General features: G+C 66.1%; 22 protein-coding genes. 12 read left to right on the forward strand and 10 right to left on the reverse strand.

The window, feature by feature from the left end; translation table 11 throughout:
• Nucleotides 1–51: 51 nt before the first annotated feature.
• Genes hda through AC0KXH_RS13830 form a run of 3 tightly spaced genes read right to left on the reverse strand, consistent with a single transcriptional unit; the run spans nucleotide 52 to nucleotide 2,969 of the window.
• The gene (hda, locus tag AC0KXH_RS13820; RefSeq protein ID WP_041110664.1) at nucleotides 52–756 is read right to left on the reverse strand and encodes a DnaA regulatory inactivator Hda; all 705 of its coding nucleotides are present in this window, start codon (nucleotides 754–756) and stop codon (nucleotides 52–54) included.
• Nucleotides 753–1,844: an AI-2E family transporter gene (locus tag AC0KXH_RS13825; protein ID WP_041110662.1), complete on the reverse strand. Its 1,092-nt coding sequence runs from the start codon at nucleotides 1,842–1,844 to the stop codon at nucleotides 753–755. The genes hda and AC0KXH_RS13825 overlap by 4 nt, the downstream gene beginning before the upstream one ends.
• A gap of 51 nt (nucleotides 1,845–1,895) precedes the next feature.
• On the reverse strand, nucleotides 1,896–2,969 hold the full coding sequence (locus AC0KXH_RS13830; RefSeq protein ID WP_488223563.1) for a DUF2066 domain-containing protein: 1,074 nt from the start codon (nucleotides 2,967–2,969) through the stop codon (nucleotides 1,896–1,898).
• Nucleotides 2,970–3,246: 277 nt separating this feature from the next.
• Between AC0KXH_RS13830 and purM the strand changes: the two genes are divergently transcribed.
• The 5 genes from purM to dapC are packed head-to-tail and all read left to right on the forward strand — an operon-like array spanning nucleotide 3,247 to nucleotide 7,599.
• Nucleotides 3,247–4,305 (forward strand): phosphoribosylformylglycinamidine cyclo-ligase, encoded by a 1,059-nt coding sequence (gene purM / locus AC0KXH_RS13835; RefSeq protein ID WP_165562996.1) that lies wholly within the window; start codon nucleotides 3,247–3,249, stop codon nucleotides 4,303–4,305.
• Nucleotides 4,305–4,946, forward strand: coding sequence for a phosphoribosylglycinamide formyltransferase (purN, locus tag AC0KXH_RS13840; protein ID WP_061341129.1), 642 nt, complete (start codon nucleotides 4,305–4,307; stop codon nucleotides 4,944–4,946). Before purM ends, purN begins: the two co-directional genes overlap by 1 nt.
• A gap of 8 nt (nucleotides 4,947–4,954) precedes the next feature.
• The gene (locus AC0KXH_RS13845) at nucleotides 4,955–5,665 is read left to right on the forward strand and encodes a DUF3108 domain-containing protein (protein WP_041110655.1); all 711 of its coding nucleotides are present in this window, start codon (nucleotides 4,955–4,957) and stop codon (nucleotides 5,663–5,665) included.
• Nucleotides 5,666–5,707: 42 nt separating this feature from the next.
• Nucleotides 5,708–6,358, forward strand: coding sequence for a COG3650 family protein (locus tag AC0KXH_RS13850; protein WP_428743866.1), 651 nt, complete (start codon nucleotides 5,708–5,710; stop codon nucleotides 6,356–6,358).
• Nucleotides 6,359–6,402: 44 nt separating this feature from the next.
• Nucleotides 6,403–7,599, forward strand: coding sequence for a succinyldiaminopimelate transaminase (gene dapC / locus AC0KXH_RS13855; RefSeq protein WP_488223564.1), 1,197 nt, complete (start codon nucleotides 6,403–6,405; stop codon nucleotides 7,597–7,599).
• A gap of 30 nt (nucleotides 7,600–7,629) precedes the next feature.
• Here the strand turns inward: dapC and AC0KXH_RS13860 are convergent, their stop codons facing one another.
• A complete protein-coding gene (locus AC0KXH_RS13860; protein WP_158002205.1) occupies nucleotides 7,630–7,788 on the reverse strand; it encodes a hypothetical protein in 159 nt (52 codons plus the stop codon).
• A gap of 18 nt (nucleotides 7,789–7,806) precedes the next feature.
• Nucleotides 7,807–8,052 carry a hypothetical protein gene (locus AC0KXH_RS13865; protein WP_041110649.1) on the reverse strand — a complete coding sequence of 82 codons (246 nt, stop codon included), beginning with the start codon at nucleotides 8,050–8,052 and terminating at the stop codon, nucleotides 7,807–7,809.
• A gap of 126 nt (nucleotides 8,053–8,178) precedes the next feature.
• On the opposite strand from AC0KXH_RS13865, the gene AC0KXH_RS13870 reads away from it, so the two are divergent.
• The 5 genes from AC0KXH_RS13870 to AC0KXH_RS13890 all read left to right on the forward strand — a co-directional run bounded on the left by AC0KXH_RS13870 (nucleotide 8,179) and on the right by AC0KXH_RS13890 (nucleotide 11,721).
• Complete coding sequence (locus AC0KXH_RS13870) at nucleotides 8,179–8,505, forward strand: thioredoxin family protein (protein WP_043221296.1); 327 nt, start codon at nucleotides 8,179–8,181, stop codon at nucleotides 8,503–8,505.
• A gap of 84 nt (nucleotides 8,506–8,589) precedes the next feature.
• Nucleotides 8,590–8,952, forward strand: a complete 363-nt coding sequence (locus AC0KXH_RS13875; protein WP_061341132.1) for an ArsC family reductase — start codon at nucleotides 8,590–8,592, stop codon at nucleotides 8,950–8,952.
• Nucleotides 8,953–8,992: 40 nt separating this feature from the next.
• Nucleotides 8,993–10,027, forward strand: a complete 1,035-nt coding sequence (gene dapD / locus AC0KXH_RS13880) for a 2,3,4,5-tetrahydropyridine-2,6-dicarboxylate N-succinyltransferase (protein WP_041110643.1) — start codon at nucleotides 8,993–8,995, stop codon at nucleotides 10,025–10,027.
• A gap of 84 nt (nucleotides 10,028–10,111) precedes the next feature.
• Nucleotides 10,112–11,314, forward strand: coding sequence for an aminotransferase class V-fold PLP-dependent enzyme (locus AC0KXH_RS13885; RefSeq protein ID WP_488223565.1), 1,203 nt, complete (start codon nucleotides 10,112–10,114; stop codon nucleotides 11,312–11,314).
• The gene (locus AC0KXH_RS13890) at nucleotides 11,311–11,721 is read left to right on the forward strand and encodes a SufE family protein (RefSeq protein WP_428743862.1); all 411 of its coding nucleotides are present in this window, start codon (nucleotides 11,311–11,313) and stop codon (nucleotides 11,719–11,721) included. Before AC0KXH_RS13885 ends, AC0KXH_RS13890 begins: the two co-directional genes overlap by 4 nt.
• Nucleotides 11,722–11,740: 19 nt before the next feature.
• Here AC0KXH_RS13890 and AC0KXH_RS13895 read toward each other — a convergent pair whose 3' ends face one another.
• The 3 genes from AC0KXH_RS13895 to AC0KXH_RS13905 form a co-directional block, all read right to left on the reverse strand.
• Entirely contained in the window at nucleotides 11,741–12,862 is a 1,122-nt protein-coding gene (locus AC0KXH_RS13895) for a beta-ketoacyl-ACP synthase III (protein WP_041110637.1), read from the reverse strand.
• Nucleotides 12,863–13,095: 233 nt separating this feature from the next.
• A complete protein-coding gene (locus AC0KXH_RS13900; protein ID WP_312358211.1) occupies nucleotides 13,096–14,007 on the reverse strand; it encodes a c-type cytochrome in 912 nt (303 codons plus the stop codon).
• 12 nt (nucleotides 14,008–14,019) lie between these two features.
• Nucleotides 14,020–14,655: a c-type cytochrome gene (locus AC0KXH_RS13905; protein WP_488223566.1), complete on the reverse strand. Its 636-nt coding sequence runs from the start codon at nucleotides 14,653–14,655 to the stop codon at nucleotides 14,020–14,022.
• A 250-nt stretch (nucleotides 14,656–14,905) separates the two neighbouring features.
• On the opposite strand from AC0KXH_RS13905, the gene AC0KXH_RS13910 reads away from it, so the two are divergent.
• Entirely contained in the window at nucleotides 14,906–15,433 is a 528-nt protein-coding gene (locus AC0KXH_RS13910; protein ID WP_041106653.1) for a hypothetical protein, read from the forward strand.
• On the opposite strand, the gene AC0KXH_RS13915 is transcribed toward AC0KXH_RS13910, so the two are convergent.
• Entirely contained in the window at nucleotides 15,434–15,646 is a 213-nt protein-coding gene (locus AC0KXH_RS13915; protein ID WP_041106655.1) for a DUF3820 family protein, read from the reverse strand.
• 162 nt (nucleotides 15,647–15,808) lie between these two features.
• Between AC0KXH_RS13915 and AC0KXH_RS13920 the strand changes: the two genes are divergently transcribed.
• A complete protein-coding gene (locus AC0KXH_RS13920) occupies nucleotides 15,809–16,339 on the forward strand; it encodes an ankyrin repeat domain-containing protein (protein ID WP_488223567.1) in 531 nt (176 codons plus the stop codon).
• A 7-nt stretch (nucleotides 16,340–16,346) separates the two neighbouring features.
• On the opposite strand, the gene AC0KXH_RS13925 is transcribed toward AC0KXH_RS13920, so the two are convergent.
• The gene (locus AC0KXH_RS13925; RefSeq protein WP_404717719.1) at nucleotides 16,347–17,435 is read right to left on the reverse strand and encodes a diguanylate cyclase; all 1,089 of its coding nucleotides are present in this window, start codon (nucleotides 17,433–17,435) and stop codon (nucleotides 16,347–16,349) included.
• Between the last annotated feature and the right edge of the window lie 54 nt (nucleotides 17,436–17,489).

Below are 17,489 nucleotides of genomic sequence, written 5' to 3' on the forward strand. Positions count from 1 at the left end.
TCTCGCCTCATCGGTCCATCCGTCCCGCCCGCTCGGTCCCGGTGCGGCGCGTTACCAACCCAATGTCTCTTTGAGAAAGGGAATCGTCAGCTTGCGCTGGGCCTGCAGCGAGGCCTGGTCGAGCTGGTCGAGCAGCTCGAACAGGGCGCTCATGCTGCGCGCGCCACGGGTGAGAATGAAGCGGCCGACGTCGTCCGGCAGGTTCAGGCCGCGTCGTGATGCTCGTAGTTGCAGGGCGCGCAACTTGTCCTCGTCCGAGAGCGGTTGCAGTTGGAAGACCAGCGCCAGGCTGAGGCGCGATTGCAGATCGGCCAGGCGAACCGGCAACTCACGCGGCGCCGCATCGGCCGCGAGCAGCAACCGGCGGCCGCTGTCGCGCAATCGGTTGAACAGGTGAAACAGTGCCTCTTCCCAGACCGGATCGCCGGCCACGGCCTGCAGGTCATCGAGGCAGACCAGATCACTCTGCTCCAACCCATCGAGCAATGCCGGCCCATAACTGGCGACCTCGCCCAGCGGCAGGTACACCGCCATCTCACCGCGCTCCTCGACACGCAGGCAAGCTGCCTGCAGCAGATGGCTGCGTCCGGTACCGGATCGGCCCCACAGGTAAATCAGCTCATCCGACCAACTGGCCGCCGGGGAGCAGAGCCTTTCGACATAGCCCAGCGCCGCGGCATTGGCACCCGGATAGAAGTTGGCAAAGGTGGCATCGTCACGAAGGCGCACGCCCAGGGGCAGCTGGATAGGTTTCATGGATGGGGATCGACCGGTGGCCCGGCGGGCTCTGCGTAAAGGTCGGACAGTTTATAGAGATCATGTACATGGCGCAGCACAACCATAACCACCGCGGCCACCGGCAAGGCAAGCAGGACGCCGACGAAGCCGAACAGCTGGCCCCCGGCGAGCACCGCGAAGATGACCGCTACCGGATGCAGGCCGATTCGGTCACCCACCAGCAAGGGGGTGAGCAGCATGCCTTCGAGCATCTGCCCAACCGTGAAGACCGCGGCGACACCCAACAGCGGATATGGCTCGAGCCCGAACTGGAACAGCGCGGCCACCACCGCCGCACCGATGCCGACCACGAAGCCCATGTAGGGCACGATGCTCGCCAGCCCGGCCAGCACGCCGATCAGCAGGCCAAGTTCCAGCCCGACCAGCATCAGCCCCACCGCATAGACCACCGCGAGCGCCAGCATCACCAGCAACTGCCCGCGCAGAAACGCCCCGATGACCTCATGACACTCGCCCAACAGGGCGACGATCACCGGCTCCTGCCGGCGCGGCAGCAGGCTGCGCAACCTGGCCATGATGTGGTCCCAGTCGCGCAGCAGGTAAAAGCACACCACCGGAATCAGCAGCAGGTTGCCGAGCCAGGCCAGCAGCGCCAGGCTGGAAGCAGTCGCACGGCTGAGGATGCCACTGACAAGGTCGGTGGTACTGCCCAGGTGCCCGGACAGCGCAGCCTTCAGCTGGTCGAAGCGCCAGAAGTCGGCTTCCAGCCCCATCTGCACCTGCACCCAGGGCAGTGCATCGTGCTGCAGCCAATCCAGCGCCTGCGGCGTCAGTTCGTAGAGGCGCACCAGCTGCTTGCCCAGCATCGGCAGCAGCACCAACAACAACACCAGCAGCAGCAGACTGAACAGCGCGAACACGGCAATGACACCCCAGGTGCGCGAAAATCTCCAGCGCTCGAGGCGATCGACGAGGGGGTCACCCAGATACGCCAGCAACATGCCCACCAGAAACGGCGAGAGAATCGGCGAGAGCAGATAGATCAGTACGCCACACAGCAAAAGCACCGCCAGCCACAACCAGCGGTTCGAAGAAGCGATCGTCATCCTTGGCTCCGGTCAGTCAGATTCCAGCAGCGCCAACGAGGCGGCTGCACCTCAGCGAAAGCGCAACACCGTGCCGGGCGCCGGACCAGCCGCGGCAGGCGCAGGCTCGCCCGTCTGTGAGCCCTCGGCAGCACCGTCGCCAACTGCATCAGGCGATACCGCGGGCTCTGACGGCAGCTCATCGGCCGGCACCTCGCTCAGACGTGCCAGGGCCATCTGTGCGCGAAGTTGATCCGGCGAAGCCCTGAGCCGGTAGATCAGCCGATCGTCGGCCACCTCGACCAGCCGCGCCGAGAACGGCTGGAGCAGCCGCTCGAGTTCGGCGAACCGCGACACATCGGCGCCAAGCACTTCCAGCGTCAGCTCCTCCGCGGCGCCAGCTGCGACTACATAATGCGGTGCGAGATAGCGGGCAACCGCCAGCATCACCGCATCCGCCACGGCCGCGCGGCTGTCCCCCTTCGCCTCGCCCGAGCTGCTCGCCCCGTCCTGGGCCAACGCCCAGTCGGCCTGCCAGCCGGTGTCGGTCTGTTTGGCATGCACCGCCAGCACGACATCGGCATCGTAGCGCTCCGAGGGTTCCCGCACGGCCTCGAGCGCCTTGCCAGCGAAGGCTTCGGGGGTGGCCATCAACTGCTCGCCGAGGTCGGCAATCGGCAGCATCAGCGGCAGACCGCGATGCTGCGCAGCATCCTGCAGCTCCTGGACGGCGCCCTGCCCGCCCGCCACCAGCTGCGAGCCCTCAGGTGTCTCATCGAGCCACCAGGTCAACACCAGTGGCCGGTCGAAACCCCATAACGACACACCCGCCTCGCGCAGCCGACGCTCGGTGGTGGCCGGATCGAACTCGACGACCAGGCGGTCGTTCTCGTAGCCGTATTTACTGACCAACTGCTGCGGATCGTTGCGCAATGCCGCAACCGCTGGCTTCTCCAGCGCCTCGGTGCTGCCGGTTAAACGCAGCAGCAGCGTGTCGAAGGCGCGTTGCAGAGCCTGGCTCCGTTCGGCCGGCTGCTGGCTGGCGACCGGCTCGCGCACCTGATACAGCTGCTGCACGGGTTCGGCCGACGCGGATAACGCGACCAGGGCGAGACAGGAAGCTAGGACGCGTGACACAAGGCGCATGGGAGATACTCGCGACGGGCCAGCGCGCGCTGGCATGGATGGAAGGGCTATACCTTAAACAGCCGACCCCGGCGCGACAACCAAGCCCTTGCGTGCTTTTCCTGCTGCGTCGAGCCCCGCCCAGCCGGGTGCATGAAGCATGGCCGCTGCCGGGCAAGCCTGCTAAAATCGCGCGCTTTCCGCAGACTGGCTGCAGGCAATGCAGACGGGCCCAGTCGGCGCCATGCGCCACGCCCGACCGGTCGATCATCGCCCCTTCCGCACAGGCCCGGATTCTATGAGCAAGCAACCCTCCCTCAGCTACAAGGACGCAGGCGTCGACATCGACGCAGGTGAAGCGCTGGTCGAGCGCATCAAGGGCGTAGCCAAGCGCACTGCCCGTCCCGAAGTGATGGGAGGCCTGGGCGGCTTCGGTGCCCTGTGCGAAATCCCCGCCGGCTACAAGCAGCCGGTGCTGGTCTCTGGCACCGACGGCGTGGGCACCAAGCTGCGCCTGGCGCTGAACCTGAACAAGCACGACAGCATCGGCCAGGATCTGGTCGCCATGTGCGTCAACGACCTGGTGGTCTGTGGCGCCGAGCCGCTGTTCTTCCTCGACTACTACGCCACCGGCAAGCTCAACGTGGACGTCGCCGCCACCGTGGTCACCGGCATCGGCGCCGGTTGCGAGCTGGCCGGCTGCTCGCTGGTCGGTGGCGAGACCGCCGAGATGCCCGGTATGTACGAGGGCGAGGACTACGACCTGGCCGGTTTCTGCGTCGGTGTGGTGGAGAAGAGCGAGATCATCGACGGCTCGAAAGTGGTCACCGGCGACGCCCTGATCGCGCTGCCCTCTTCCGGCCCGCACTCCAACGGCTATTCGCTGATCCGCAAGATCATCGAAGTGGCCAGCGCCGACATCGAGAGCATCCAGCTCGACGGCAAGCCATTGGCCGAGTTGCTGATGGCCCCAACCCGTATCTACGTCAAGCCGCTGCTCAAGCTGATCAAGGATACCGGCGCGGTCAAGGCCATGGCCCACATCACCGGTGGCGGCCTGCTCGACAACATCCCGCGCGTGCTGCCCGAGGGCGCGCAGGCAGTCATTGACGTGGCCAGCTGGACCCGCCCGGCCGTATTCGACTGGCTGCAACAGCAGGGCAACGTCGACGAGCACGAGATGCACCGCGTACTCAACTGCGGCGTCGGCATGGTCATCTGCGTCGCCCAGGATCAGGTCGAAGCTGCGCTGCAAAGCCTGCGCACCAGTGGCGAGCAGCCCTGGGTCATCGGTCGGATCGCCGCAGCCGCCGAAGACGCCGATCAGGTCGTGCTGAACAACCTGAAAAGCCACTGATGGCCTGTAACGTCGTCGTCCTGATCTCCGGCTCCGGCAGCAATCTGCAGGCGCTGATCGACAGCCAGGGTCCGACCAATCCAATGCGCATCGTCGCGGTAATTTCCAACCGCGCCGATGCCTACGGCCTGGAGCGGGCTCGCGCGGCCGGGATTCCAACCCGCGTGCTCTCGCATCGAGACTACGCCGACCGCGAAGCCTTCGATTCGGCACTGGTCGAGGCCGTGGATGCCTACGGCCCCGACCTCGTCGTACTGGCCGGCTTCATGCGCATCCTGACGGCCGGATTCGTGCGCCACTATCGGGGCCGTCTGCTGAATATCCACCCCTCGCTGCTACCGCGCCACAAGGGTCTCGACACCCACCGGCGCGCCTTGGAAGCGGGCGATCCCGAGCATGGCTGTAGCGTGCATTTCGTTACCGAAGAGCTCGACGGCGGCCCCGTCGCCCTGCAGGCCGGTGTCCCGATCGCCCCAGGGGAAAGCCTCGACGCGCTCGTCGAACGCGTTCATCAACAGGAACACCTCATCTATCCGCTGGCCGTTCGCTGGTTCGCCGAGGGGCGCTTGCGCCTGGCGGAACAAGGAGCGATGCTGGACGGCCAACTGCTGCCGGCCTCCGGCTACCGCTACAGAACCTAGGAGATCCCATGCGTCGCGCCTTGCTGCTCGCCCTCGCCGTTCTCGCCTTGCCGGTTCAGGCGCTGGAACTCAAACCCTTCTCGGCCAGCTACACCGCTGACTGGAAGCAGGTCCCCATCAGCGGCACTGCCGAACGCAGCCTGGAAAAACTCGACGACGGTCGCTGGCGTCTGGACTTCGAGGCCTCGATGCTGGTCGCCAGCTTCAGCGAACGCAGCACCTTTCGCGTCGAGGGCGAGACATTTCTGCCGGACAGCTACCGGCTGAACCGCAGCGGGCTGGGCAAGGGCAAGAAGGTCGAGCAGACCTTCGACTGGGCCGCCAAGCAGGTCGTCGGCAGCGACCGCGGCGATCCGGTGAAACTGGCGCTGCACCGCGGGCTGCTGGACAAATCCACCTACCAGCTGGCCCTGCAGCACGAAGTCGCCGAAGGCAAGCAGAGCATGAGCTATCAGGTCGTCGATGGTGACGAGATCGAAACCTACGACTTCCGCGTACTGGGTGAAGAGAAGGTCGGTACCCGCGTCGGCCAGGTCGATGCGATCAAGGTCGAGCGCGTGCGCGACCCGACCCAGAGCAAGCGCCAGACGATTCTTTGGTTCGCCAAGGATTGGGACTATCTGCTGGTCCGCCTGCATCAGGTGGAAAAGGACGGCAAGGAATACCAGATCATGCTGCAGGACGGCAGCGTCAACGGCCAGCCGGTCAAGGGCAACTGAGTGGCGCAGCTACTGCGCCAGCCGCCTTCGCGAGTGTTTTGAATGATCCGCCTTCGCGCCCTGCCGCTCCTGTTCGTCCCGCTGATCGCCGGCTGCCAGGGGCTGCTGACACAGTCGCCACCACCGCCCCCTACCGAACGCTTGCAAGGCATGCTGACCGAGCAGGCGGGCCAACTCTATTTCACGCCCTGCACGAGCTCTCGCACCCTGCAATTGCGTGCCTCCGAGCAGCTCGGCCTGCAGGAAGATGTCGACGCGCTGAGTGAAGGTCGCCCTCTGTTCGCCGACCTGCGCGGCGAACTCTCTACCGGCCCTGAGCGCTTTCTCGCCACCCAGGTCTATCGCCTGCAGGCCGAAGGCTTCGGCTGCGCTGATCCCGGCTTTCGTCAGCTGATGGTCCGAGCCAGCGGGCACGAACCAGACTGGACGGTCACCCTCAACGCGCAGGGTCTGCTGCTGGAGCGCCCCGACCAGCCTCGCCTGGCGCTGCCCTATCTGGAAGAACAGCTGCCCGGCGGGCAGGCGAGCTTTACCAGCGAAGCCGACGGCCAACGCCTGGAGCTCTGGATCGCCCCCCAACGCTGCGTCGACAGCGCCAGCGGGACGATCAGCCATCTCAGCGCGCAGCTGCGCCTGAACGATGCCAAGCCGCTGCGCGGTTGCGCCTATTTCGGCGCCGCACGCAACCACTGATTTCCAGCGAAGCGAAACGCTTCGACCTCTGCCCACGAGCGACCATGAACGACGCCCTGAATCTGCTGCAACCCTACCCGTTCGAGAAATTGCGCGCGCTACTGGCCGGTGCCCAGCCTCCAGCGGACAAGCGCCCCATCGCCCTGTCCATTGGCGAACCCAAGCACCGTTCGCCGGAGTTCGTCGCCCGCGCGCTGGCCGACAATCTCGAGCAGCTGGCGGTCTACCCGACCACGCTGGGCCTGCTCGCCCTGCGCGAAGCGATCGCCGGCTGGGCCGAGCGCCGCTTCGGCCTGGCCGCCGGCGCGGTCGATCCGGCACGCCAGGTGCTGCCGGTCAACGGTACGCGCGAGGCGCTGTTTTCCTTCACCCAGGCCGTGGTCAACCGCGCGGACGAAGGTCTGGTCGTCAGCCCGAACCCGTTCTACCAGATCTACGAAGGCGCAGCGCTGCTGGCCGGTGCGCAGCCGCACTACCTGCCCTGCCTGGCTGAGAACGGTTTCAACCCGGATTTCGACGCGGTGCCGACTGACGTCTGGCAGCGCTGCCAGATCCTGTTCCTCTGCTCGCCCGGCAATCCGACCGGGGCGCTGGTCCCGCTGGAGACGCTGAAGCGGCTGATCGCCCTGGCCGATGAGCACGATTTCGTCATCGCCGCAGACGAATGCTACAGCGAGCTGTATTTCGACGAAGCCAACCCGCCGGCCGGCCTGCTCAGCGCCTGCGCCGCGCTCGGCCGGCACGACTTCAAGCGCTGCGTGGTGTTCCATAGCCTGTCCAAGCGCTCGAACCTGCCGGGCCTGCGCTCCGGTTTCGTTGCCGGCGACGCCGACATCCTCAAGGCTTTCCTGCTGTATCGCACCTATCACGGCTGCGCCATGCCGGTTCACGTGCAGTTGGCCAGCGCCGCCGCCTGGAACGATGAGATCCACGTGCGCGCCAACCGTGAGCTGTATCGCGCCAAGTTCGAGGCGGTGTTGCAGATTCTCGAGCCGGTCCTCGACGTGGCCCGTCCCGACGGCGGCTTCTACCTGTGGCCAAAGACGCCAATCGATGACCAGCGCTTCACCCGGGAGCTGTTCGAACAGGAGCACGTCACTGTGGTGCCAGGCTCCTATCTGTCGCGCGAGGTGGAAGGCCTCAATCCGGGCGCCGATCGCGTGCGCATGGCACTGGTCGCGCCACTGGCCGAGTGCATCGAAGGCGCCGAGCGCATCCGCGCTTTTATCGAGCGTCTCTAAGCCGATCGCGGCCGGGCAGCCGGCCGCCGATCAGGCGACCCCCGGCGGAATGCCGTCCTTGTTGTAGTTGCGCAGGCGCTCGACGTTCTCCGGCTTCATGTGCTCGGGGACATCGGGCTTGCTCGGTTCCTCGCGCTGGGGCCGCTGTGGATAGAGCACATCCGCCGATGACTTGTCATGCTCGCTCATCGCTCGCCTCCTCTTGTCTCAGATGGCGTTCTCTTCCCAGATTAGCTCACCGTCTTCGCTGACCTCGCGAACCTTGGTCAGCGCCGCCTCGGCGACCGCGTCGGCTTCGGAGGCCAGGTCGTAGGTACGGCCCTCGGTAAGGCGGAAGACGGTGGCCTGCTCTTCGCTGTCGCGACGCTTGATCGCAATGACCGCCTCGAACGCATCGCCGGCCGGAACCGCCGAGGAGATTGCTTCGTAATGCTCGAAATGTTTACGTGCCATGGCCTACCTCGTCTTCACTTCAGATAACCGATGGACAACGGAACCTGCGCAAACGCTCGGCGTGCCCGCGAACCGCGGCGCCTGGACAGGTTCTCAACAATACGAGCCCGCACCGGAGACCCGCCGATGGCCCTGACCGATACCTACGCCCTGACCGAGCCGAGCCGTACCGACGTCGATCTGCTGGACGGACCGACACTGCTTGAATTCGGCGCGCCCTGGTGCGGCCATTGCCGCGCGGCACAGCCGCTCCTGGCCCAGGCGATGGCCGGGCGGGACAACCTGCGCCACCTGAAGATCGAGGACGGACCGGGGCGGCCGCTGGGGCGCTCCTTTCGCGTCAAGCTCTGGCCGACCTACATCCTGCTCGAGCACGGCGTCGAGCTCGCCCGAGTGGTCCGCCCAGCAGATGTCGAAGCTCTCGACCAGATGCTCGGCGAGGCCGGTCGCTGAGGCGCGGCACCGGCCCGCAGCCGACAGTTCGGCACAGGCATGGCATAATCGCCGACCCGGTTTTTCAGGAGTTGGAGTTCGTCCATGTCAGGACCCGTCAAGCTGTTCGGAATCAAGGCGTGCGACACCATGAAAAAGGCGCGCAGCTGGCTCGACGAGCATGGAGTCGACTATAGCTTCCATGACTACAAGAGCGCCGGCATCGACCGGGCACACCTGCAGGCCTGGTGCGCAGAGCACGGCTGGCAGACGGTTCTCAACCGAGCAGGCACCACGTTCCGCAAGCTCGACGAAGCGCAGAAGACCGATCTCGATCAGGCCCGCGCCATCGAGCTGATGCTGGCACAGCCCTCGATGATCAAGCGGCCGGTGCTCGATCTCGGTGACCGGACCCTGGTGGGCTTCAAACCTGACCTCTACGCGGCCGCACTGGCCACCTCGAACTGACCCCGCGTGCCCGTTGGCACGCCATGACAAGGACAATCGCATGACCACTTCCCTCTTCAGCCTGGCCTTTGGTGTCGGCACCCAGAACCGCGAAGGTGCCTGGCTGGAAGTCTTCTATGCCCAGCCGCTGCTCAATCCCCAGGCCGAGCTGGTACAGGCCATCGCCCCACTGCTGGGCTATCAGGGCGGCAACCAGGCGATCGCCATCACGATCAACCAGGCTGCGCAGTTGGCCGACGCACTCAAGCCGATCTGCAGCGCCCAGCACGCCCTGCTCACCCGTCTGGCCGAGGCCCAGCGGCCGCTGGTCGTGACCCTGCTCGAGCAGGATGCCGCCCTGAGCTCCACGCCCGAGGCCTATCTCAAGCTGCACCTGCTGTCTCATCGCCTGGTCCAGCCGCACGGTCTGAACCTCACCGGCATCTTCCCGCTGCTGCCGAACGTCGCCTGGACCAGCCAGGGCGCCATTGACCTGGCCGAGCTGCCGGAGCGCCAGCTCGAGGCACGCCTGAAGGGCGAGCTGCTCGAAGTGTTCTCCGTGGACAAGTTCCCGAAGATGACCGACTACGTGGTGCCGGCCGGTGTGCGCATCGCCGACAGCGCGCGCATTCGCCTCGGCGCCTACATCGGTGAAGGCACCACGGTGATGCATGAGGGCTTCGTCAACTTCAACGCTGGCACCGCCGGCCCCGGCATGATCGAAGGGCGCGTTTCGGCCGGCGTGTTCGTCGGCAAGGGCTCGGACCTGGGCGGTGGCTGCTCGACCATGGGCACCCTGTCCGGCGGCGGCAACATCGTCATCTCGGTGGGCGAGAACTGCCTGATCGGCGCCAACGCCGGCATCGGCATCCCGCTGGGCGACCGCAACACCGTCGAATCCGGGCTGTACATCACCGCCGGTACCAAGGTCAGCCTGCTCGACGAGAGCGGCCAGCTGGTCAAGGTGGTCAAGGCGCGCGAACTGGCCGGGCAGAGCGACCTGCTGTTCCGCCGCAACTCGCAGACCGGGGCGGTGGAGTGCAAGACGCACAAGTCGGCGATCGAACTGAACGAAGCGCTGCACGCGCACAACTAAACCGACGCAGGAAGCCAGGCGGCCAGGCGCTGGAGATGATCGAAGCCGCGTGGCTTCCAGCGCCCCGCCCAAGGCCCTGACGCAATGCTGCTATCCCCCTGGCGCGCCGACTTTCCCGCCCTCTCCGTTCTGGAGTCGCAGGGCCAGGTCTACCTGGACAGCGCCGCCACGGCGCAGAAGCCGCAAGCGATGATCGACGCGCTGGCCGGCTACTACACCTGTGGTGCCGCCAACGTTCACCGTGCCCAGCACCAGCCCGCCGAGCGCGCGACCTGCGCCTTCGAGGATAGCCGTATCAAGGTCGCCAAATGGCTGAATGCCAGCAGCCCGACCGAGATCGTCTTCACCCGCGGCGCCACCGAGGCGCTCAACCTGCTCGCCTATGGCTTGGAGCACCTGATCGGCGCCGGCGACGAAATCGTCATCAGCGCCCTGGAGCACCATGCCAATCTGCTGCCCTGGCAGCAGTTGGCGCTGCGCCGCGGGGCGAAGCTCGTGGTGCTGCCACTCGACACCGACGGCCGGATCGACCTGGACGCCGCACAGCGGCTGATTGGCCCACGCACACGCCTGTTGGCGGTCAGCCAGCTGTCCAACGTGCTCGGCAGTTGGCAGCCGCTGCAACCGCTGCTCGAACTGGCGCGCCGGAACGGTGCGCTGAGCGTGGTCGATGGCGCGCAGGGCGTGGTCCACGGTCGGCATGACCTGCAGACGCTCGCCTGCGACTTCTACGTACTTTCCGCGCACAAGCTGTACGGCCCTGACGGGGTCGGCGCCCTGTTCGGCCGCGGCGAGGCGCTGCTACAGCTTCGTCACTGGCAGTTCGGCGGCGAGATGGTACGCGTCGCCGATTTCGAACAGGCCGAATTCCACGCCGCACCGCTGGGTTTCGAGGCCGGCACGCCGCCCATCGCCGGCGTCATCGCCCTGGGCGCCAGCCTCGATTACCTCGCCGGGCTGGACGCCCACGCAGTGCAGAGCCATGAGCAGACCCTTCATGACAAGCTGCTCGACGGCTTGCGTGCCCGTCGCGGGGTACGCCTGCTCGGCTCGCCGCAGGTGGCTCTGGCCAGCTTCGTGGTCGAGGGGGTGCACCATGCCGACCTGTCGCACCTGCTCGTCGAGCAGGGCATCGCGGTGCGCAGCGGCAACCACTGCGCTATGCCGCTGATGAAGACGCTCGGGCTCGGCGGTGCGATCCGCGCGTCCCTTGGTCTGTACAACGACGAGAGCGATCTGCAGCGCCTGTTCACGGCGCTGGATGCCGCCCTGGAGCTGCTGCAATGAACGAATTGCCGACCGCCGCCAGAGAAACCCTCGCCGACTTCGCCCGGGCCGGCAGCTGGGAACAGCGTGCCCGCCTACTGATGCAGCGCGGCGAACGCCTGGCGCCGCTGGCGGATGACGAGCGCAGCGAAGCCAACCGGGTGGCTGGCTGCGAAAGCCAGGTCTGGCTGGTCGGCGAACGGCATGAAGGATGCTGGCAGTTCCGCGCGACCAGCGATGCACGGTTGCTGCGCGGCCTGCTGGCCGTGCTGCTGGACCGGGTCAACGGACTGGAGGCCGCCCAGCTGGCGGCGGTGGATGTGTCCGACTGGTTCGATCGGCTCGGCCTCGGCCGCCAACTGTCGCCTTCGCGCAGTAACGGCATGAACGCCGTGCTGGCACGGATGCGTGAGTTGACGGCGGGCTGAGCCGCCGTCAGTCGCCTGATCAGCGCTTGCGCAGAATGACGCTGCCGATCGAATAACCGGCACCGAAGGAGCTCAGCACGCCAACGGAGCCGGCCGGCAGGTCGTCCTGGTGTTTGTGGAAGGCGATCACCGAGCCCGCCGAACTGGTGTTGGCGTAGGTATCGAGGATCACCGGCGCTTCATCGGCCGTCGCATCGCGGCCGAGCAGGCGGCGTACGATCAGCTGGTTCATGTTCAGGTTGGCCTGATGCAGCCAGAAGCGCTTGACCGACTCGACCGGCAGGCCGTTCTCGGCCAGGTGCTCACCGATCAGCTCGGCCACCATCGGGCAGACTTCCTTGAACACCTTGCGGCCTTCCTGGATGAACAGCTTGTCCGGGTCGTCCTTGTGTTCCTCTGCGGCGCGGTTGAGAAAGCCGAAGTTGTTGCGGATGTTGTTGGAGAACTCGGTCGCCAGCTTGCTGCTGAGCACTTCCCACTGGTAAGGCGACGTCGCCAGGTCAGCGCGCTCGAGCACGACGGCGGTGCAGGCGTCACCAAAGATGAAGTGGCTGTCGCGATCACGGAAGTTCATGTGCCCTGTGCAGATCTCCGGATTGACCATCAGCACCGCGCGCGCCTGCCCCAGGCGAATGCTGTTGGCGGCGTTCTGGATACCGAATGTCGCCGAAGAGCAGGCGACGTTCATGTCGAAGCCGAAGCCCTTGATCCCCAGCGCCGCCTGCACCTCGATGGCGATCGCCGGATAGGCGCGCTGCAGGTTCGAGCAGGCGACGATCACCCCGTCGATATCCGCCGCGGTCTTGCCGGCGCGGGCCAGCGCCTGCTCGGCGGCCTTGACCGACATCTCGCATAGGATCGACCACTGGTCGTTGCTGCGCTCGGCGATGCGCGGAACCATGCGCTGCGGGTCGAGAATGCCGTCCTTGTCAGTGACGAAGCGGCTTTTGATGCCTGAGGCTTTCTCGATGAAGGCCGCGCTCGACTCGGCCAGCGGCTGCATCTCGCCGGCCTCGATGGCCGCGGCGTTCTCGGCATTGTGACGCTGGACGAAGGTGTTGAAGGAGGCCACCAGCTCTTCGTTGGAAATGCTGTGGGCAGGGGTGTAAAGGCCGGTACCGCTGATCACGACGTCGTACACGGTCGCTCCTCTGGAATTGGCTGATCGTAGTGACGCCGGAACGGCGCGGCCGCGCGGCCGACGGGGTTCATGCATGCGCCTGTTGTGGTGGCTATTGTGCATGAAAATCGTAAAGAAACCGCAACCTTGCACGCTTTGCTGAGGGTTTTCTCACGACGAATGGTGACCGGGCGGTCTGAAAATGAAAGGAGCGTCGAACGACGCTCCCGGTTTGGCAGGCTATTGGCCAGGGGTCACTTGATGCCCTGGCCGAGCAGCACGCCGCTCACCTCCACGCCGTAGAGGTTGACGCCATCGTTGGCATGGTATTTTTCGCGCGTCTTGGCAACCGAGCCATCGATCAGGCGCGGATCCTGCGGGCGCTCGTGGCTGTTCATGAAGGCGGCGACGTTCCACGCCTCCTCGTCGCTCAGCGTGCGGCCCTTGCCGAGCGGCATGTTTTCCTTGATGAAGGCCGCCGCGGTGTTGATCCGGTGCATGCCGGCGCCCCAGTTGAACGAGTCGCGGCCCCACAGCGGCGGGAAGACATAGCCGTCACCGGCCTTCTGGCCCTGGCCGTCGTCGCCGTGGCAGACCGCGCACTGCGCCGCATAGACCTCGCGCCCCTTGGCGATGTCGTAGCCGCCCTTGGGTTGCGGCACCTCCGGATAGGCTCGGCCGGGCAGCTCCTGGCCGGTCGGTGCGCCAGTCGACAACCAGTAGGAGTAGGCCGTCAGGGCGTTGATCACATGGCTGTCGGCAGCTGGCGGCTTGCCGTTCATGCTGAACTGGAAGCAGCCCTGCACCCGCTCGGCGTAGCTGTTGACCTTGTTGTTCTTCTTTCGATACGCCGGATACATCGGATAGGCGCCCCAGAGCGGCGCCGAGTTGGCCTTGCGGCCCTGATCGAGGTGGCAGTTGGTGCAGTTCATGCCGTTACCCACGTAGTCGGCGGCATATTTCTGCGTGTCGACGAAGATGGCCCGGCCTTCCTGGACCAGCTTGCCGTACGCATTGTCCGGCAGATCGCCTTCCAATGGCGGCTGGAAGCCAACCTGGCCGGTGGCCTTGGGCGTGAGCTGGGACTGGTCGTCCATCTTGATGTCGGCGGCGATGGCCGGCACGGCAACCGACAATGCCAGCAGTGCGGGAGTGAAGCGTTTCATGGTGGTCGGCTCCTACTGGCTGAGGTTGGCGAAGTATTCCGATACGGCGGTGACTTCCGCGTCGGTCAGCGAGCGGGCGACATGCCCCATCAGGTCGTTCGGATCGTTCTTGCGCGTCCCCTGCCGCCAGGCGTTGAGCTGCGCGCTCAGATAGGCCGCCGACTGGCCGTTCAGCGCTGGGAAGCTGTCACCGACCCCACTGCCGCCCGGACCGTGGCAGGACACGCACTCGGGGATGTTGCGCGCCCAGGCTCCGCGCAGGGCCAGGCGCGCACCGACGCCCTCGGCGGCGTCGGCACGGCTCGCCTGGGCAGGCGCAACGGCCGGCTTGGCGGCCAGGGTCTGGCTCACCGCCTGCATTTCCTCCGCGCTCAACGCTGCCGCGATCGGCTGCATGATCGGGTTGCTGCGCGCACCGCTGCGGAAATCCTCCAGTTGCTTTTGCAGATAGCCGGCCGGCAGACCCGCCAGCCGCGGGAAGCCACCGGCCGCCATGCCCTCCGCATTCGGCCCGTGGCAGGTGGCGCATGCCATGGCGGCCGGATTGGCGCCTCCCTGCGCATAGATCTTCTGCCCGTCGGCTGCCTGGGCCTGCATTGCCAGCAGCAATGCGCAGGTCCCAGCCAGGAGGCTTTCGGTGATTCTCATGAGAGACCTCATCAGCTTGTTTCGAGTTATTGGCAGTCGCTGCCCATCGGCAGACGGCTCGCAGGCCTGCGTCCACTTGTCGCAGCTTTGGCGAAGGTAGCACGAAGAACCGGCCCCAGGAAGAAAACGAATAACGATAGAACTTTCCGTTCTAAAAAGCACTTATATACCCCACGGGGCATCTGCAAACGGTTGCCGCGTGTCCACCTGCCTTGCGCTATGCTGCGCGCCCCGAGCACAGGAGCCCGCAATGAACGAACAACTGGCAGAGCTGATCCGCCTGATCAGCTCCGGCTGCATGACCGAAGCCGAGATCCAGCGTATCGCCGACGAGGCCGCCCAGGCCTACGCCGACCCGGCCGCGTTTCTGGCGGCCAACCCGGATGTGAACTACGACGACAGCTTTCCGATTCCGCTGGGCGAGTGGGTCGTGGTCGGCAGCCTGCCCGATACCGTGCTGTTCCAGGCCGACGATTACGAGCAGCTGTTCGCCCAGGTCGTCGCCTCGTTCGGCCCGAGCGTCGCGTTCGTTCTCAAACCCAAGCAACTGGCGAAAACCGAACCACTGAAAGCGCTGAACCGTATCCAGGTCCAGCTCGGCAGCCTCTACCCGGAGAAAGGCGGCTACGTGCTGGTGGATTTCAGCGAACCGCTGGATGACGAGCTGCAAGCGGTGCTGGTCTACCGCCAGGACCTCGAGCGCGCCCTGCAACTGGCTGTGGAGATCGGCATCTACGCCGCCCCGGCGCTGGAAGCGGCCAAGGCGCAGCAGCCGTGATCAGCGCCGACGCAGCGGCTCGAGCAAGGGCTTGAGCCCGTTGTGGTCGATCTCCTGCATCAAGGCCAGGAGCCGTCCGATGTCGCCGGGAGGAAAACCGACGCGGGCGAACCAGTTCAGGTAATGCCCTGGCAGATCGGCGATGACCCGTCCCTTGTACTTGCCGAACGGCATGGCCTGGGTGACCAGCCGTTCAAGGTCTTCGGCCTTCATGTCGCCTCTTCCCCCGCCTGCAGAGCGCGCATACTGCCACAGTCGTACCCGGCATGCTGCCGCGATGCAGCTGCCCTATCGAACGCATAGCGAGCATGAACTGGCCTGCCGCGAGGGCTCTGCGAGAATCCCCGCATTGCTTCTGCAGACCAGGAACGCGCGATGCCCGAACCGACCCAGCCAACCCCGATACTCGACGATGCCACCCTTGCATTTGCTGCCCGGGTGTTCGACTACGCCCGTACGGGCGACAGCGCGCGCCTTGGTGAGCTGCTCGCCGGCGGCCTGCCAGCCAATCTGCGCAACCATGCCGGCGACAGCCTGCTGATGCTGGCCAGCTATCACGGCCACCTCGACACCGCGCGGCTGTTGCTCGAACGCGGCGCGGATGCCGAGCTGCGTAACGCCCGGGGGCAAACGCCGCTGGCCGGTGCGGCCTTCAAGGGCGATCTGCCGATGATCGAATTGCTGCTCGACCACGGCGCCGATGTCGAAGGTGCCTCGCCCGACGGACGCACCGCGCTGATGATCGCCGCGATGTTCAACCGCAGCGCAATCGTCGAGCGGTTGCTGGCCCGTGGCGCCGATCCGCAGGCCCGGGACGCCGGCGGCGCGACGCCACTGTTGGCGGCCAGGATGATGGGTGCGGTCGATACCCAGGCGCTGCTTGCCCGCCTGGACGAAGTGCGCTGAGCGGCGCTCAGCAGGCCGTCGGCAATGCCTCGGGCAACGGCAGTTCGCGCTCGACGCAGATCCGGTCGCGGCCCTGGTGTTTCGCCGAATACAGCGCCCGGTCGGCCGCTTCGAGCCAGTCCGTCGCCGAACCCATGCTGGGGTCGAACGCGGCCACACCCACGCTGAGGCTGGCCGACAGCTGCGGCGCGGAGGCGAACGCCAGCGCGGCGATCTCGTGGCGCAGCCGCGCCAGGATTTCCACTGCCTGATCGGTGGTCACGCCGGGCAGCAGAATGCAGAATTCGTCACCGCCGTAGCGCGCCGGCAGGTCCGCTGCACGCAGGTTGCGTTCGATGCACTGGCCGACCTGGCGCAGGACAAGGTCGCCGAGCACATGCCCGTGGCGGTCGTTGATGCCCTTGAAGTGATCGACGTCGATCAGTGCCAGGCTGGCAGCGCCTCCATCGGCCTGACGCTGGGCGAACTCCAGACGCAGCAGGTCGTCCCAATAGCGCCGGTTGAACAGGCCAGTCAGCCCATCGATCCGGCTCAGCTCACGCAGGCTCTGCTTGTGCTGCGCCAGTTGCATCGCCAGACGGTAGAGCACCGTGCCGATAACCAGTGGATGAACCACCAGCATGGGAATACAGGCGTAGATCTGCAGCTGGCTGGTGTGCGGCGCAAAGCCGAAGCCCAGCAGCGCGAATGCCAACAGCATCCCGCCGGCCTGGGCCAGCAGTCCGCGGGCGACGAACCGCGCGCCGCCGGCGGCCGAATTGTTCATGGCCAGCATCGAGAACATCACCACTGCCGGCAGGGTGTTGAAGTCGATCGCCGCGATCCAGAAGCCGCCCATCACCGAATCGAACAGCACGTGGCGGCGCTCGGCCTTCATCGGGTCTGCCGAGCGGCGGCCGATCCACAAGGCCAGCACCGGCCACAGGTAGCAGAAGGCGATCAGCAGCGACCACAGCCAGAGCGGTGTGCCCGGCGCCTCGGCGAATACCGCGGCGACGCAGAAGAAGCCGACGCCCAGGCCGATGAAGCGCGGAAAGAACGCCCGCCGGGAAACGGACGAACCGGAAGCGGAGCCTTTGGACGACGGGCTGAACACCGGGCACCTGCTGCGCAGTCAGGGAAAGCGAAAATATAGCCGATTGCCAGCATG

The sequence above is a fragment of the Stutzerimonas sp. CXK-1 genome (genome assembly GCF_057738225.1).

Excerpts from the sequence above, each read along its gene's own strand:
- dapC (WP_488223564.1), top strand. The coding sequence starts at position 6,403 with ATGAACGACGCCCTGAATCTGCTGCAACCCTACCCGTTCGAGAAATTG.
- hda (WP_041110664.1), bottom strand. The coding sequence starts at position 756 with ATGAAACCTATCCAGCTGCCCCTGGGCGTGCGCCTTCGTGACGATGCC.
- AC0KXH_RS13875 (WP_061341132.1), top strand. The coding sequence starts at position 8,590 with ATGTCAGGACCCGTCAAGCTGTTCGGAATCAAGGCGTGCGACACCATG.
- AC0KXH_RS13885 (WP_488223565.1), top strand. The coding sequence starts at position 10,112 with ATGCTGCTATCCCCCTGGCGCGCCGACTTTCCCGCCCTCTCCGTTCTG.
- AC0KXH_RS13905 (WP_488223566.1), bottom strand. The coding sequence starts at position 14,655 with ATGAGAATCACCGAAAGCCTCCTGGCTGGGACCTGCGCATTGCTGCTG.
- AC0KXH_RS13865 (WP_041110649.1), bottom strand. The coding sequence starts at position 8,052 with ATGGCACGTAAACATTTCGAGCATTACGAAGCAATCTCCTCGGCGGTT.
- purN (WP_061341129.1), top strand. The coding sequence starts at position 4,305 with ATGGCCTGTAACGTCGTCGTCCTGATCTCCGGCTCCGGCAGCAATCTG.
- AC0KXH_RS13870 (WP_043221296.1), top strand. The coding sequence starts at position 8,179 with ATGGCCCTGACCGATACCTACGCCCTGACCGAGCCGAGCCGTACCGAC.
- AC0KXH_RS13915 (WP_041106655.1), bottom strand. The coding sequence starts at position 15,646 with ATGAAGGCCGAAGACCTTGAACGGCTGGTCACCCAGGCCATGCCGTTC.
- AC0KXH_RS13830 (WP_488223563.1), bottom strand. The coding sequence starts at position 2,969 with ATGCGCCTTGTGTCACGCGTCCTAGCTTCCTGTCTCGCCCTGGTCGCG.
- purM (WP_165562996.1), top strand. The coding sequence starts at position 3,247 with ATGAGCAAGCAACCCTCCCTCAGCTACAAGGACGCAGGCGTCGACATC.
- dapD (WP_041110643.1), top strand. The coding sequence starts at position 8,993 with ATGACCACTTCCCTCTTCAGCCTGGCCTTTGGTGTCGGCACCCAGAAC.
- AC0KXH_RS13910 (WP_041106653.1), top strand. The coding sequence starts at position 14,906 with ATGAACGAACAACTGGCAGAGCTGATCCGCCTGATCAGCTCCGGCTGC.
- AC0KXH_RS13890 (WP_428743862.1), top strand. The coding sequence starts at position 11,311 with ATGAACGAATTGCCGACCGCCGCCAGAGAAACCCTCGCCGACTTCGCC.
- AC0KXH_RS13825 (WP_041110662.1), bottom strand. The coding sequence starts at position 1,844 with ATGACGATCGCTTCTTCGAACCGCTGGTTGTGGCTGGCGGTGCTTTTG.
- AC0KXH_RS13920 (WP_488223567.1), top strand. The coding sequence starts at position 15,809 with ATGCCCGAACCGACCCAGCCAACCCCGATACTCGACGATGCCACCCTT.
- AC0KXH_RS13850 (WP_428743866.1), top strand. The coding sequence starts at position 5,708 with ATGATCCGCCTTCGCGCCCTGCCGCTCCTGTTCGTCCCGCTGATCGCC.
- AC0KXH_RS13860 (WP_158002205.1), bottom strand. The coding sequence starts at position 7,788 with ATGAGCGAGCATGACAAGTCATCGGCGGATGTGCTCTATCCACAGCGG.
- AC0KXH_RS13845 (WP_041110655.1), top strand. The coding sequence starts at position 4,955 with ATGCGTCGCGCCTTGCTGCTCGCCCTCGCCGTTCTCGCCTTGCCGGTT.
- AC0KXH_RS13900 (WP_312358211.1), bottom strand. The coding sequence starts at position 14,007 with ATGAAACGCTTCACTCCCGCACTGCTGGCATTGTCGGTTGCCGTGCCG.